The organism is Janibacter sp. LM, from assembly GCF_039631275.1.
Classification (GTDB): Bacteria; Actinomycetota; Actinomycetes; order Actinomycetales; family Dermatophilaceae; genus Janibacter; species Janibacter terrae.
In genome coordinates this window covers 84,614-99,135 of the sequence record NZ_JBDIVG010000006.1, presented here as the reverse complement: position 1 = coordinate 99,135, position 14,522 = coordinate 84,614, and the positions used below count along the sequence as shown (strand labels likewise).

Below are 14,522 nucleotides of genomic sequence, written 5' to 3'. Positions count from 1 at the left end.
GTCAGTCCGACCCGCAGAGCGCGGGGCGGGCCTCGCGCAGGTTGGGGCAGCACCCGACGGGGCAGACGGCCGGGTGGGAGTCGAGGTCGCGCCAGGTCGCTCGCACCGGCTGCTCGCCGCGGGCCTGGGCCGCGCGCTCGAGCATCACGTCGACGAGACCGGCGACGAAGGCGGGGTCGGTGCCCGGCGTCGCGACGCGGGTCATGCCCAGGCCGACCTCCTCGGCCGTCGCGGCGGCCTCGAAGTCGAGGTCGTGGGTGACCTCCATGTGGTCGGAGACGAAGCCGATCGGCACGACGACCACGTGGCGCACCCCTTCGTCGGCCAGCTCACGCAGGCGGTCGTTGACGTCCGGCTCGAGCCACGGGGTGCGCGGGGAGCCCGAGCGCGAGCAGAAGGCGAGGCCCGCGGGCAGGTCGGTGCCGAGGACCGCGTCGACCTCGGCGGTGATCGCCGCGGCGGCCTCCGCCTGGTCGCCCGAGTAGGCGCGCCCGTCACCATCACCCGGCCCGGAGGTCTCGTCCATCGCGTCCGGGATGGAGTGGGTCACGTAGAGCAGGGCGACGGCATCGGCACCGACGTCGGCGACCGCGGCGCGGGCCGCCGCGACCGTGTCGCGCGCGACGGTCGCCACGAACCCCGGCAGCTCACCGAAGGGTCGGACCTTGTCCAGGACGAGCCCGTCCCTCCCGTCGACCGCGTCGGCCAGGCCCTCGCGGTACTGGCGGCAGGAGGAGTAGCTGCGCCAGGCACTGGTCGGCACGACGAGGACCCGCCGGGCACCCCTCGCCTGGAGCTCGTCGAGCGCGTCCGTGACGAAGGGGGCGGAGTTGCGGTTGCCGAGGACGACCGGCAGCGGGCACTCGCGGGCCGCCAGCTCGGCGGTCAGGTCGGCGACGAGCCGACGGTTGAGGGCGGGCAGCGGGCTGACGCCGCCGACGCGCTCGTAGTGGGAGCCCACCTCGACCAGGCGCTCGTCGGGCACACCCCGCCCGGCCGTGACGCGGCGGAGGAAGGGCAGGACCTCGTCCGGCCCCTCCGGACCACCGAAGGACTGGAGCAGCACGCCGTCATAGGGGCTGAGGGGGTGCTCGGAGGAATCGTTGGGCATGCAGACAAGGTAACGCGCGGCGTGTGCGTTGCCGGATCCCCCCGGGCAGGTGGCAGAGTCGTGGCAGTACGGCTGGACGAGAGGGATCTGTGATGCGCGACCTACGACTCATCGGGGTGCACGACGACGGTGAGCACCTCGTCGTGACCGACGACACCGGCGAGGAGTTCCGGCTGCGGATCGACGAGCCGCTGCGTGCCGCCGCGCGGCGGGACCGACCCAGGCTGGGTCAGCTGCAGATCGCCATCGACAACAACGTGCGCCCGGCCGAGGTTCAGGCGATGATCCGGGCCGGCGCCTCCGCAGACGAGGTCTCCGCGCGCACGGGGTGGGACCTGGACAAGATCGCCCGCTTCGAGGGTCCGGTGCTCGCCGAGCGCGAGCACGTCGCCTCGCGCGCCCAGGCCGTCCGCTTGCGCGGCACCAACCAGGCCGGCTCCCCCGAGACGCTCGCGCAGCGCGCCGCGACGCGGCTCACCGGGCGCGGCGTCGAGGCGTCGTCGGTGCTGTGGGACGCCTCCCGCGACGCGGAGGGCCAGTGGACGGTGTCCGCGACCTTCGCCGCCGGCGGTCGCGAGCGCACGGCGACGTGGTGGTTCGACCTCGCCGGCATGAGCGTCGTCGCCCGGAACGACGAGGCCAAGTGGCTCTCCGAGGCCGACACCCCGTCCGGCCCGGTCCCGACCGCCGTGCACCGACCGACCGCGGTCTTCGACGTCGAGGTCGAGGAGACCAAGGTCGAGCGCACCACCCGCGTCGGCACCGACGACCTCGTCACCTCGATGCGCGAGCACTCGGGCGCCAAGAACCGTCGTCGCGGCGGGCGGCGCAAACCGCGCGCCGAGGCCGGACCGACGTCCACCGAGGAGCCGCTACCGCTCGAGACCGCCGAGGAGGTCCCCCCGCCCGCACGCGGCACCCACCCGCGTGACCTCGAGGAGGCGAAGGGGGCCACCCTCGCCCCGTCCGCCGCGCCCGCACCCGCGCCCGCACCCGCTGCCGCTGAGCCGGAGCCGGAGGAGCGCGACGAGGAAGCCCCGGCCGCCGAGATGAAGGCCGAGCCGGAGCAGGTGGCCACGCCCATGCCGACCGCGGATCCCGAGCCCGAGGCCGAGGTCGTACCCGAGCCCGAGCCCGAGGCCGTCGCGGAACCGGCAGCGACCGCTGCTGCGAAGGCGCAGCCGGAGACCGAGCCGAAGACCACCGAGCCGAAGACCAAGACGCAGCCCGAGGCGACGTCCGGGGACGACGCGCCGGCCGACGACACGAGCGACGCGGGCAAGGGCGCGCGCGGTCGCAAGGGACGCCCGAGGGTGCCGAGCTGGGACGACGTGATGTTCGGGACGACGCGCGACTGAGCGCGGCTCGTCAGCCCGGCGGCCGGACCGGGCAGGCGTCGAGGTCGAAGGGCAGCACATCGGCGGAGAGCGCGGCCGCCTGCGCGGCGACGGAGTTCATCCGGCGCATGTGGTGGCGGCGGCAGAGGACCTCGTACTCGACCTCCGGCTCCGCGGCCCCGGGCTCGACCGTGGCCGTGTCACCGACGACCACCTGGTCGCCCTCGACGACCATGACGCCGTCGACGACCCGGGCGTTGTGCGTCGCCCGGCGGCCGCACCAGCACAGCGCCGAGACCTGCAGGGCCTGCGTGCGGTCCGCGAGCTCGATGAGCCGACGGCTGCCGGGGAAGAGCTCGGTGCGGAAGTCGCTCGTGATGCCGAAGGCGAAGACCTCGATGTCGAGCTCGTCGACGACCCGGGCGAGCTGCTCGACCTGACCCGGCGTGTAGAACTGCGCCTCGTCGCAGATGAGGTGGTCCACGCGACCGCCTGCGGTGAGGTGCCCGACGACGGTCTCCCAGAAGTCGAGGTCCTCGGTGACCTCGATCGCAGGGACGTCGAGCCCGAGCCGGGAGGACAGTCGGGCCTCCCCCGCGCGGTCGAGCCGGGTGAAGACCAGCCCGACGCGTCCGCGGGCCCGGTGGTTGTGGTCCATCTGCAGCGCGAGGGTCGACTTGCCGCAGTCCATCGTCCCCGCGAAGAAGGTCAGCTCGGCCACGTCACTGCTCCCGGGCGTCGAGCGCCAGCCACGGGATGGCGACCTCGTCCGCGGTGATCGAGCCGTGGACACCGAGGAGGGCGCGCAGCTCCGGTCGGTGCCGGCGCGAGTCCTGCACGGCGATCGGGCCGGTCATGGCGGCGATGACGTCACCGATGCGCGGCCGCACCGTCTCGCTCACCGTCCCGAACCACCCCGCGGCGATGGCCTCGTCCGCCGTGAGGACGAGGGCGTCCTGCCCGAGCCGGGCCCGCCAGGTGGCGAGCACGTCGTCGAGGGCCCCGGGGCGCACGTGCAGCTGGACGCACCTGGGCTCGCCCGCGACGTGCCGCACCCCGGCGTCGAGCTCGCCATCGGTCGCGATGTCCGGGCGGGCGTCGAGCGGCACGTCGACCATCCCGTGGTCGGCGGTGATGTGCAGGGAGGTGTCCGCGGGGAGCAGCGCGGCCAGGCGCGCCAGCTGGGCGTCGACCTCCTCGAGCTCGGCGACCCACTCCTGCGAGTCGCAGCCGTGGACGTGGCCGATCTTGTCCAGGTCGCCCCAGTACAGGTAGACGAGCGAGCGTGGTTGCGCACGCACGGCGGTCACCGTCGCGTCCACCCTGGCGGCCAGACCGCGGGCGGCGACGAACCGACCACCGCGCAGCGCCGCCTCGGTGAGCCCGGAGCCGTCGAAGTAGCCCGGACCGATGCGGGTCACCGCGACGCCCGCGGCGTCCGCGGCCTCGAAGACGGTCGGGGCGGGCTGCCAGCGGTGCGGCTCGGGCCCGTCCTCCCAGGACAGCTCGTTGAAGACGGTGTCCGTCTCGGGGTCGTAGGCCTCGTAGCCGACGAGGCCGTGCGTGCCGGCGAGCGCGCCGGTGCCGAAGGTGCCCATCGACGTCGCCGTGGTCGACGGGAAGCCGCAGTCGAGGGTCATCGCGGCGTCCGGCTGCTGCAGCAGCCCGCGCAGGAAGGGGGCGTGCCCGGCCCGGCGCGCGAGGAGCTGGGCGCCGAGACCGTCGACGAGGACGACGACGGACCGGCGGGCGGGTCGCAGGGGGCGGTCTCCCCCCTTCGCCAGCGCAGGGACCGCCAGGCTGGTGGCGACGGCGGGCAGGAGCCGGTCGAGGCGCGGGGTGGTCACGAGCAGCGGCGTCGCGCCCACGACGTCAGCGCCCGATGCTCGCCGAGAGGTCCCTGGCGAACTCGGTGGCCCGGTCCAGCGCCGTCCGGCCCTCGGCCTCGGCGCTGATCCGCAGCGCGATGTCGTCGCTGGTGACCGTGCCCTCGTAGCCGTGGTCGCCCCCGTCGCAGTCCGGGTCGGAGCACTGGGCGGGGAGCAGGTCGACGCGGCTGACCGCGCCCCAGCCGACGGTGAGCGTCAGCTCGCGGCCGAGCGAGCCGGGGACATAGCTCGAGGGGTCGCCGACGACGTGGGTGAGCATGACGCCACGCACCGACGACAGCGGGATGCACTCCGTCGTCGCCGTCGCGATCTCCTGGGCACCCGAGAAGTGGTCGGGGTAGTCGTCGGCGTGTGCGATGACGAGTCGGGACGCGGTCCGGGCGAAGACGGTGATGTGGCGCCGGACCGTGTCCTGGTCGAAGGTCGTCTCCTGGTGCACCAGGTGCCCGTGGACCTCCTCTGCACCCACGGCCGCCTTGATGACGTCCGCGACGAGCGCCGGGTAGTAGCCGGCGCGCTCGATGTCGGCGGTGAGTTCGTCAGGCAGCGTGATGGCCGTGAGGTCGGAAGGAGCGGGCATGCTCGCCATTGTGCCCCAGCCTCAGGTCATGCTCCGCGCGTCGGGGTCGATGCGCCGGTGGGCCGGCGTGATCATGATGTCTGCCCCGAGCACGGTCACCCCGCTCGGGTGCGCGATGACCGGGTTGAGCTCGACGGACGACAGCTCGAGGAAGTCGTCGGACATGACCGACAGCCGGCCGAGGACGTCCTCGAGCGCGGCCAGGTCGACGGGGGCGGCGCCGCCGTGCCCCATGAGCAGCGGCGCGGTCTTGATGTCCTGGATGAGCTCGCGGGTGTCGACGTCGGTGAGCGGCGGGATGCGGTAGGCGATGTCGTCGAGCAGCTTGGTCGGGGCACCGGCGATGCTGAAGGAGACGACGGGCCCGAAGAGCGGGTCCTCGATCGTCGACAGCACGGTCGCGACGCCGGGACCGGCCATGCGCTGCACGACGAGGTAGTTGGCGTCCATCGGGGCGAGCCGACGGTCGAGGGTCTCGTAGGCCACCCGCACCGCGTCGGCGTCCGGCAGGTCGACACGGATGCCCTCGAGCACGGCCTGGCCCCGGACGAGCGGCGAGAGCGACTTCACGACGACCGGGTAGCCGACCTGCTCCGCGGCGGCGACGGCCTCCTCGACGCTGTCGACCTCGATCCGCGGCCACACCTGGATGCCGTACGCGGAGAGGAGCTCATGGGCCTCGTCGGTCGTGAGCGCACGGCCCTCCGGGTCCTCCTCGAGGACCCGGTCGAGCAGGTGGCGCACCGCCCAGCGGTCGATGCCCTCGCGCACGACGGTCTCGCCCTTGTCCTTGTCGCGCCAGGCGCCGTAGTCGGTCGCGGCCGCGAGCGCCCGGATGGCCTCCTCGGGCATGGCGTACAGCGGCACCGCCTGCCGCGGGGCGTCGTCCGGGAACTCACCGAGCTCGTGGAGGAAGCTCGGGTCGCCGGCCATGTCGACACCGCGCATGCCGAGCAGGGTGGCGACGCAGGGCTTGTCGGAGGTGGAGGCGGCCTCGCGCAGGGCCTCGACGACCTCCTGGTCGAGCGCACCCACCGGCGGGATGAAGCACACGACGACCGAGTCGACCTCGGGGTCGGCGAAGGCCGCACCGACCGCCTCGCGGAACTCCGCGGCCGTCGCCTCGGTGCGCACGGCCACCGGCCCGTGGGTGACCTCGAGCCCGCGCTCGGTGGCGTTGTCCGCGCACAGCGCCGCGAGCTGGCTGGAGTTGCCGACGATGGCCACGCGGCGACCGGCCGGCAGCGGCTGGTGCACGAGGAGCTGGGCGACGTCGAACATCTGGTGGACGTTCTCGCAGTGGATGACACCGGCCTGCTCGAGCATGGCCGCGAAGGCGTGCTGCTTGACCTTGGGCTTGCGCACCTTGTGCCCGGGAGGGGCGCCGTAGCCCGCAGACGCCGGCTTGACGACGATGACCGGCTTGTTGGTGGCGAGGTGGCGGGCGATGCGCGAGAACTTGCGCGGGTTGCCCATCGACTCGAGGTAGAGGCCGACCGCGTGGGTCCGCTCGTCGTCGACCCAGTACTGCATGAGGTCGTTGCCGGAGACGTCGACCCGGTTGCCGGCGGAGGCGAAGACCGAGATGCCGAGGTTGCGGCGGGCGGCCGAGTCGAGGTTGGCGATGGCCAGCGCGCCGCTCTGCGAGAAGAGACCGAGGTAGCCGGGTCGCGGGATCACCGACGTGAGGGTCGCGTTGAGGCTCACCGCGGGGTCGTTGTTGATGAGGCCGAAGGAGTTGGGCCCGACGACGCGCATGCCGTTGCTGCGGGCCAGCCGCAGCACCTCCTGCTGCATCCGGGCGCCGTGCTCGTCGACCTCCGCGAAGCCGGAGGAGATGATCAGCAGGGTCTTGACGCCGGCCGCCGCGCACTCGCCGACGATCCGCGGGACCCGCTCCGCCGGGACGGCGATGACGGCCAGGTCCACTCCCCCTTCGACCTCGCCCACCGACCGGACGGCGTCCAGACCGAGGATCTCGCCGGCCTCGGGGTTGATCGCGTGGACCGCGCCGGTGAAGCCGCCGTCGAGGATCTGCTTGAGCACCTGGTGGCCGATGGCGCGCTCGCGCCGGCTGGCGCCGACGACGGCGACCGACTGCGGGTGGAGCATGGCCCGCACGCTCTGCGCCTCGGCGCGGTGCTCGCGGGCGAAGCGCACGGACAGCGACTCCGCGGTCGGCTCGATGTCGAAGTGGACGGACACCACGCCGTCCTCGAGGTGGCGGGTGACCTGGTAGCCGGCGTCGGAGAAGACGCGCAGCATCTTGCGGTTGTGCGGCAGGACCTCGGCCTCGAAGGCGGTGATGTCGTGCGACTGCGCGATCGCCGCGAGGTGCTCGAGCAGGACCGAGCCGATCCCCTTGCCCTGGTAGTGGTCGGAGATGTTGAAGGCGACCTCGGCGGAGTGCTCGCTCACCCGGTCGTAGCGGCCGATGCCGATGATGTCGTCGCGGATCGTCGCCACGAGCGCCATGCGGTCGTGGTAGTCCAGCTCGGTGAACCGCTTGACGTCGCGGTCGCTGAGGTTGCGCATCGGCGCGAAGAAGCGCAGGTAGATCGACTCGTCGGACTGCCCGGCGTGGAAGCGGCGCACGGCGTCCGCGTCGGAGGGCCTGATGGGCCGCAGCCGGCACACCGAGCCGTCGCGCAGGACGACATCGGCCTCGGCCAGCACCGGGTAGCCCGCGGGGAGCTCGGTCATGGCTCAATCCTGCCACGGGCTCCCGTGCGGCGTGGTCGGTCCCCCACGTGTGTCGGTGCCGCCCGTACGGGGACGAAGGGGGGAGGATGGGACGGTTCGAGCACCATCCCCACGAGGAGCCCCCCACCCGCATGGCCCGCCGTCCTGCCGCCACTCCGCCCGCCGACGCCCCCGAGCGGATCGTCGACATCGACGTCGCGGACGAGATGCGCAATGCCTTCCTCGAGTACAGCTACTCGGTGATCCACGCTCGCGCACTCCCCGACGCCCGCGACGGCCTGAAGCCGGTGCACCGACGGATCCTCTTCTCGATGAGCGAGATGGGCCTACGACCCGAGCGCGGCCACGTGAAGTCCTCCCGCGTCGTCGGCGAGGTCATGGGCAAGTACCACCCCCACGGCGACACCGCGATCTACGACGCGCTCGTGCGCCTCGCCCAGCCCTTCTCGATGCGCCTGCCCCTCGTCGACGGCCACGGCAACTTCGGCTCGCTCGACGACGGCCCCGCGGCGAGCCGCTACACCGAGGCCCGCATGGCCGCGGCCGCGCTGCTCATGGTCACCGGGCTCGGTGAGGACACCGTCCCCTTCGTCCCCAACTACGACGACCAGCTCCTCCAGCCCGAGGTCCTGCCCGCCGCCTACCCCAACCTCCTCGTCAACGGCACGACCGGCATCGCCGTCGGCATGGCGACCAACATGCCCCCGCACAACCTCGTCGAGGTCGTCGGTGCCGCCCGGCACCTGCTGACCCACCCCGACGCGAGCCTCGACGACCTCATGAAGTTCGTCCCCGGCCCCGACCTGCCCGGTGGCGGACGGATCATCGGGCTCGACGGCATCCGGGACGCCTACCTCACCGGGCGCGGCAGCTTCCGCACCCGGGCGACGACCCGCATCGACAAGGTCTCGCCCCGCCGCCAGGGCATCATCGTCACCGAGCTGCCCTACCTCGTCGGCCCCGAGAAGGTCATCGAGAAGATCAAGGACGCCGTCCAGTCCAAGAAGCTGCAGGGCATCGCCGACGTCAAGGACCTCACCGATCGCGTCTCGGGCATGCAGCTGGTGATCGAGATCAAGAACGGCTTCAACCCCGACGCCGTCCTCGAGCAGCTGTACAAGCTCACGCCGATGGAGGACTCCTTCTCCATCAACAACGTCGCGCTCGTCGACGGCCAGCCCCGGACCATGGGGCTGAAGGAGCTGCTCACCGTCTACGTCGACTTCCGGCGGGACGTCGTGCGCCGCCGCAGCGAGTACCGACTCGCCAAGCGGCGCGAGCGGCTGCACCTCGTCGAGGGCCTGCTCATCGCGATCCTCGACATCGACGAGGTCATCCAGGTCATCCGCTCCAGCGACGACGCGACGATCGCCCGGGAGCGCCTGCAGGCGGTCTTCGACCTGTCCGAGGTGCAGGCGAGCTTCATCCTCGACCTGCAGCTGCGCCGCCTGACGAAGTTCTCCCGGCTCGAGCTGGAGAAGGAGCAGGGGGAGCTCCTCGAGCAGATCGCCGAGCTCGAGGAGATCCTCGGCGACCCCAAGGTCATGACCCGCCTCATCTCCTCCGAGCTGGCCGCCGTCGCCAAGGAGCACGGCGACCCGCGCCGTACGGTGCTGCTCGAGTCCGCGGGTGCCCCCGCCACCGCGACGTCCCCGCTCGAGGTCGCCGACGACCCGTGCTGGGTCCTGCTGTCGAGCACCGGGCTCCTCGCGCGCACGAGCGGGGACGAGCCGCTGAGCCGCGAGGGCGGCCGCAGCAAGCACGACGCGATCGTCGCCGCGGTCCGCACGAGCGCGCGCGGCGAGGTCGCCGTCGTCACCTCGACCGGCCGGGTCGTTCGCCTGGGCGCCCTCGAGCTGCCCACCCTGCCGCCCTCCAACGGCGCCCCCAACCTCTCCGGCGGCGCACCGCTCGCGGCCTACGTCGACCTGCCCGGCGACGAGGCCCCGCTGACCCTGATGAGCCTGTCGCCCGACTCCCCCGGCCTGGCGCTCGGCACCGCCCACGGCGTCGTCAAGCGGGTGGGCACCGACTACCCCAGGGGCAGCTCCTGGGAGGCGATCTCGCTCAAGGACGGCGACCGCGTCGTCGGGGCCGTCGAGCTGACCACGGGCGAGGAGGAGCTCGTCTTCGTCACGAGCCAGGCGAGCCTGCTGCACTTCCCCGCCAGCGACGTGCGGCCGCAGGGCCGCGGCGGCGGCGGCGTGGCCGGCGTCCGGTTGACCGACGGGGCGCAGGTCGTCTTCTTCGGGGCGGTGGACCTCAACTACGACAACATCGTCGTCACCGTCTCCGGCTCCTCCGCCGCGCTGCCCGGCACCGACCCCGGCTCGTGGAAGGTCACCCCCTTCGACGAGTACCCGGGCAAGGGCCGGGCGACCGGGGGCGTGCGCGCCCACAGGTTCCTCAAGGGCGAGGACGCCCTGACCACGGCCTGGGTCGGCCGCTCCGGCGCTCGCGCCGCCCAGCCCAACGGCGTCGCGATCACCCTCCCGGAGGCGGAGGGGCGCCGCGACGGCTCCGGCACCCCGGCCACCGCCGTGATCGGCGGCATCGGCTCCCTCTGACGCTGACCACCCCGAGACGGTGCATTCCCCTAGGGCAATGCACCGTCTCGACGTCACGATGGTGCATTCCCCTAGGGCAATGCAGACCTCCCGGCACGACGAAGGGGGGCGGGCCGGTGATCCGGCCCCGCCCCCTTCGCCGTGCGGCTCACTCGTGGTCGATGTGCTCCGGGTCGCGGATGAACGTCTTCTTCGCGTACAGCGCGCGGTTGAGGAACCAGGTGACGACCCACAGCAGCACGCCGAGCGCCAGCATGCCGCCGGCGATGACGTACTGCTCCTGCTGCTCCTCGCTGCGGGCCCACGGGCCGACGAGGAAGGCGCAGGTGAGGGCTCCGAGGATCGGCATGAACGTCGGGGTGCGGAAGTGCTGGTGGCCGACCGGCTCGCGGCGCAGCACGAGCACCGCGATGTTGACGACGGTGAAGACCGCGAGCAGCAGCAGCGCCGTGGTGCCCCCGAGCAGCTTGACGACCGGGCTGTCGCTGCCGAGCACGACGTAGGTGATCAGCCCGTACGCGACGAGGGTCGTGAAGATGATCGCGGCCCACGGCGTCCGGCGCTTCTTGTGCACCAGTCCCATGCCGGGGGGCAGGACCTCCTGCCGGGCCATGCCGTAGACGAGGCGCGAGGCCATGAGCATGTTGATCAGGGCGGAGTTGGCGACGGCGAACATCCCGATGAAGGGGAAGATCTTGTCGAAGGGCAGGCCGGGGGCACCGGTCGCGACGACCTGGGTGAGCGCGGACTTCTCGCCACCGACGAGCTGGTCGACCGGGACGAGCGCCACGGCGGTGATCGAGACGAGCACGTAGATGATGCCGGTGATCGCCAGACCCGAGAGCATGACCTTGGGGAAGATCCTGGACGGCTCGTGGGTCTCCTCGGCCATGTTGACGGAGTCCTCGAACCCGACCATCGCGAAGAACGCCAGGGCCGTGGCCATGGAGATCGAGATGAAGACGCTCTTGTCGCTCGCGCTCTCGAAGACGACGACCCGGGAGAAGTCGGCCTTGTCCTGGGTGACGGCGTAGAGGCCGACGAAGATGATGAGCAGGAGGCCGGAGAGCTCGACGCAGGTCAGGACGACGTTGGCCTTGACGCTCTCGCCCACGCCCCGGAAGTTGATGAGCGCGATGATCGTCATGAAGCCGAGGGCGATGAGCAGCAGCGGCGTCGAGCCGTCCTCCCAGCCCACACCGAGACCGTCCCGCAGGAAGCCCGCGAAGGCGCTGGAGGCTGTCGAGGCCGAGGTGATGCCGGAGCACATGACGGCGAAGGCGACGATGAAGGTGACGAAGTGCAGGCCGAAAGCCTTGTGCACGAAGGTCGCGGCACCGCCGGCCTGCGGGTACTTCGTCACGAGCTCGAGGTAGGACAGTGCCGTGATGGTGGCCACGACGAAGGCCGCGATGAAGGGAGCCCACGCGGCCCCGCCCACCTCCGCGGCGACATCGCCGGTCAGGGCGTAGACACCGGTACCGAGGATGTCGCCGACGATGAAGAGCAGCAGGAGCCTGGGTCCCATGACCCGCTTGAGCTCGGTGGGCTCCTCGCCTGCGTCGCGGTCCGAGGTGGCGACGTCGGTCATGGGTCCTCCCTGGGTCGGGGCACGCTGGTGCGTACCAATCCCCTAACCGTGACCCACGCCACCGTCTCGTGCAACCACTGACGCTCCGACGCGCCGAGATCGGTCGCAATCGTGACGCCGTCCGGGAAGGGAGTAGCCCCGGTCAGGCGTCGATGCGCTCCCGGTCGAGCTGGTCCGCCGAGGAGACGATGAAGTCGCGCCTGGGATCGACGTCCTTGCCCATCAGCAGCTCGAAGACCTCCTCGGCGGCCTCGAGGTCGGCCGTCGTCACCCGGCGCAGCATCCGGTGGCGGGGGTCCATCGTGGTCTCGGCGAGCTGGTCGGCGTCCATCTCCCCCAGGCCCTTGTAGCGCTGGATGGGCTGCTTGATGTTCTTGCCGCGGGAGCCCAACGACGCGAGCTTCTTGCGCATCTCGGCCTCGGAGTAGGTGTAGATCAGCTCGTTCTTCTTCGAGCCCGGGTTGACCACCTCGATGCGGTGCAGCGGCGGCACGGCCGCGAAGACCTTGCCGGCCTCGACGAGCGGACGCATGTACCGGAAGAAGAGCGTGAGCAGCAGGGTGCGGATGTGGGCGCCGTCGACGTCGGCGTCGGTCATGATGATGACCTTGCCGTAGCGGGCGGCGTCGACGTCGAAGCTGCGCCCGGAGCCGGCACCGATGACCTGGATGATCGAGGCGCACTCGGCGTTCTTGAGCATGTCCCCGACGGCGGCCTTCTGCACGTTGAGGATCTTGCCGCGGATCGGCAGCAGCGCCTGGAACTCGCTGTTGCGCGCCTCCTTGGCCGTGCCCATCGCCGAGTCGCCCTCGACGATGAAGAGCTCGGTGGCCTCCACGTCGGTGCTGCGGCAGTCGCGCAGCTTCGGCGGCAGCGAAGAGGTCTCGAGCGCGTTCTTGCGGCGCTGGGTCTCCTTGTGCAGCCGCGCCGAGATCCGCGACTTCATCTCGGCGACGACCTTGTCGAGCAGCTGGCCGGCCATCTGCTTCTCGGCGCGCTTGGTCGAGGTGAGCAGGCTCGTCAGCTCGGTCTCCACGACCTTGGTGACGATGGAGCGCACGGCGTTGGTGCCGAGCACCTCCTTGGTCTGCCCCTCGAACTGCGGCTCGGCCAGACGCACCGTGACCACAGCGGTCAGGCCCGCGAGGATGTCGTCCTTGTCGACCTTGTCGTTGCCGACCTTGAGCTTGCGGGCGTTGACCTCGAGCTGCTTGCGGAAGACCTTGAGCAGCGCCTGCTCGAAGCCCGCGACGTGCGTGCCGCCCTTCGGCGTGGCGATGATGTTGACGAAGGAGGAGACCTTGGCGTCGTACCCGGTCCCCCAGCGTACCGCGATGTCGACACCGCACTCCCGCTCGACGTCGGTGGGGGTCATGTGTCCCTTGGCGTCGAGGACCGGCACGGTCTCGGTGAAGGTGCCGGTGCCCTCGAGCCGCCACACGTCGGTGACCGGCGCGTCCGGTGCGAGGAACTCGACGAACTCGCTGATGCCGCCGTCGTGGTGGAAGACCTCCTCGACCGGCTCGTCGCCACGCGCGTCGCGCACGACGAGCGTGAGGCCGGGCACGAGGAAGGAGGTCTGACGGGCGCGCGCGGCGAGGGCCTCGCCGTCGAGCTCGGCGCCCTTGAGGAAGATCTGCGGGTCGGCCCAGTAGCGCACCCGGGTGCCGGTGACGCCGCGCCCGGCCTTGCCGATGACCTCGAGCTCGCTGCCCTTGTCGTAGGCGACGAAGTCGTGGTCGGGCGACTTGACCCCCTTCGCCCCCGCGACGTCGGAGAAGGTGCCGGGCTCGCCGCGGCGGAAGCTCATCGCGTAGGTCTTGCCTCCGCGGTCCACCTCGACGTCCAGGCGGGAGGAGAGGGCGTTGACGACGGAGGCGCCGACGCCGTGGAGGCCGCCGGAGGCGGTGTACGAGCCGCCGCCGAACTTCCCGCCCGCATGCAGCTTGGTGTAGACGACCTCGACGCCGGTGAGACCGGTGCGCGGCTCGATGTCGACGGGGATGCCGCGGCCGTTGTCGCGGACCTCGACCGAGCCGTCGCCGTGGAGGATGACCTCGATGCGGTCGCCGTGGCCGCCGAGCGCCTCGTCGACCGCGTTGTCGATGATCTCCCACATGCAGTGCATGAGGCCGCGCTGGTCGGTCGAGCCGATGTACATGCCGGGCCGCTTGCGCACGGCCTCGAGACCCTCGAGCACCTGCAGGTGGTGCGCGGAGTAGTCCTGGACCGACTTGCTGCTGGCGGTCTTCTTGGCGGTGGTGGCTGCCGGAGGCACGAGGTGGCCGGTCCTTCGTCGTCGGGGAGGTGGGCTCCTCGCAGCGTAAACCGCGGTCCCGACAGCGCCGCGCAGGCTCGCTCACGGTGTCGGTTGCGTCACGCCACGCGGAAAGGGTGCTGCCCGGGAAGGGTTTGGCATGTTTGACTGTTGACCCGGACGTCCACGATCTACGCAAGAGAAGAGGCACCACGTGAACGCGACCCTGGCCAGCCCCCTGACCGCAGCCGACCGCTGCGACCGCTGCGGAGCCAAGGCCTACGTGCGCGCCCGCCTGCACGCCGGCGGCGAGCTGCTCTTCTGCGCGCACCACGGCCGCGAGCACCTGCCGGCGCTGAAGGACCTCGCCGAGATCGACGACCACAGCGAGCGCCTGGACGAGAGCACCCCTGCCTCGGCCCCGGCAGACGAGCGCTGATCCACCGCCCCCGGTGCTGACCACGGTCTCGCAGACCGCCCCCGACCC

The 14,522-nt window shown here is 71.8% G+C and carries 10 protein-coding genes; 3 read left to right on the top strand and 7 right to left on the bottom strand.

Features of this window, described 5'->3' with window-relative positions:
• Position 1 precedes the first annotated feature (1 nt).
• Complete coding sequence (locus tag ABC138_RS04250) at positions 2-1,111, bottom strand: ferrochelatase (RefSeq protein ID WP_068421856.1); 1,110 nt, start codon at positions 1,109-1,111, stop codon at positions 2-4.
• Positions 1,112-1,203: 92 nt separating this feature from the next.
• Between ABC138_RS04250 and sepH the strand changes: the two genes are divergently transcribed.
• Positions 1,204-2,469, top strand: coding sequence for a septation protein SepH (gene sepH / locus ABC138_RS04245; protein ID WP_068324674.1), 1,266 nt, complete (start codon positions 1,204-1,206; stop codon positions 2,467-2,469).
• Positions 2,470-2,479: 10 nt separating this feature from the next.
• Here the strand turns inward: sepH and ABC138_RS04240 are convergent, their stop codons facing one another.
• From ABC138_RS04240 to ABC138_RS04225, 4 genes are read right to left on the bottom strand one after another with little or no spacing between them, the layout of a single operon-like run.
• Positions 2,480-3,169, bottom strand: a complete 690-nt coding sequence (locus tag ABC138_RS04240; RefSeq protein ID WP_068324676.1) for a thymidine kinase — start codon at positions 3,167-3,169, stop codon at positions 2,480-2,482.
• Between the two features lies 1 nt (position 3,170).
• Positions 3,171-4,316 carry a nucleotide pyrophosphatase/phosphodiesterase family protein gene (locus tag ABC138_RS04235; RefSeq protein ID WP_068324680.1) on the bottom strand — a complete coding sequence of 382 codons (1,146 nt, stop codon included), beginning with the start codon at positions 4,314-4,316 and terminating at the stop codon, positions 3,171-3,173.
• 4 nt (positions 4,317-4,320) lie between these two features.
• Entirely contained in the window at positions 4,321-4,926 is a 606-nt protein-coding gene (locus ABC138_RS04230; RefSeq protein ID WP_068421860.1) for a DUF5998 family protein, read from the bottom strand.
• A gap of 12 nt (positions 4,927-4,938) precedes the next feature.
• Positions 4,939-7,620: a bifunctional GNAT family N-acetyltransferase/acetate--CoA ligase family protein gene (locus tag ABC138_RS04225; protein ID WP_068324685.1), complete on the bottom strand. Its 2,682-nt coding sequence runs from the start codon at positions 7,618-7,620 to the stop codon at positions 4,939-4,941.
• A gap of 131 nt (positions 7,621-7,751) precedes the next feature.
• On the opposite strand from ABC138_RS04225, the gene ABC138_RS04220 reads away from it, so the two are divergent.
• Positions 7,752-10,187 (top strand): DNA topoisomerase IV subunit A, encoded by a 2,436-nt coding sequence (locus ABC138_RS04220; protein ID WP_068324688.1) that lies wholly within the window; start codon positions 7,752-7,754, stop codon positions 10,185-10,187.
• A 148-nt stretch (positions 10,188-10,335) separates the two neighbouring features.
• Here ABC138_RS04220 and ABC138_RS04215 read toward each other — a convergent pair whose 3' ends face one another.
• Both ABC138_RS04215 and ABC138_RS04210 read right to left on the bottom strand, forming a co-directional pair.
• On the bottom strand, positions 10,336-11,778 hold the full coding sequence (locus tag ABC138_RS04215) for an APC family permease (protein WP_068324690.1): 1,443 nt from the start codon (positions 11,776-11,778) through the stop codon (positions 10,336-10,338).
• 142 nt (positions 11,779-11,920) lie between these two features.
• Entirely contained in the window at positions 11,921-14,056 is a 2,136-nt protein-coding gene (locus ABC138_RS04210) for a DNA topoisomerase IV subunit B (RefSeq protein ID WP_068421864.1), read from the bottom strand.
• Between the two features lie 193 nt (positions 14,057-14,249).
• On the opposite strand from ABC138_RS04210, the gene ABC138_RS04205 reads away from it, so the two are divergent.
• Positions 14,250-14,474, top strand: coding sequence for a hypothetical protein (locus tag ABC138_RS04205; RefSeq protein ID WP_068324695.1), 225 nt, complete (start codon positions 14,250-14,252; stop codon positions 14,472-14,474).
• Positions 14,475-14,522: the final 48 nt, after the last annotated feature.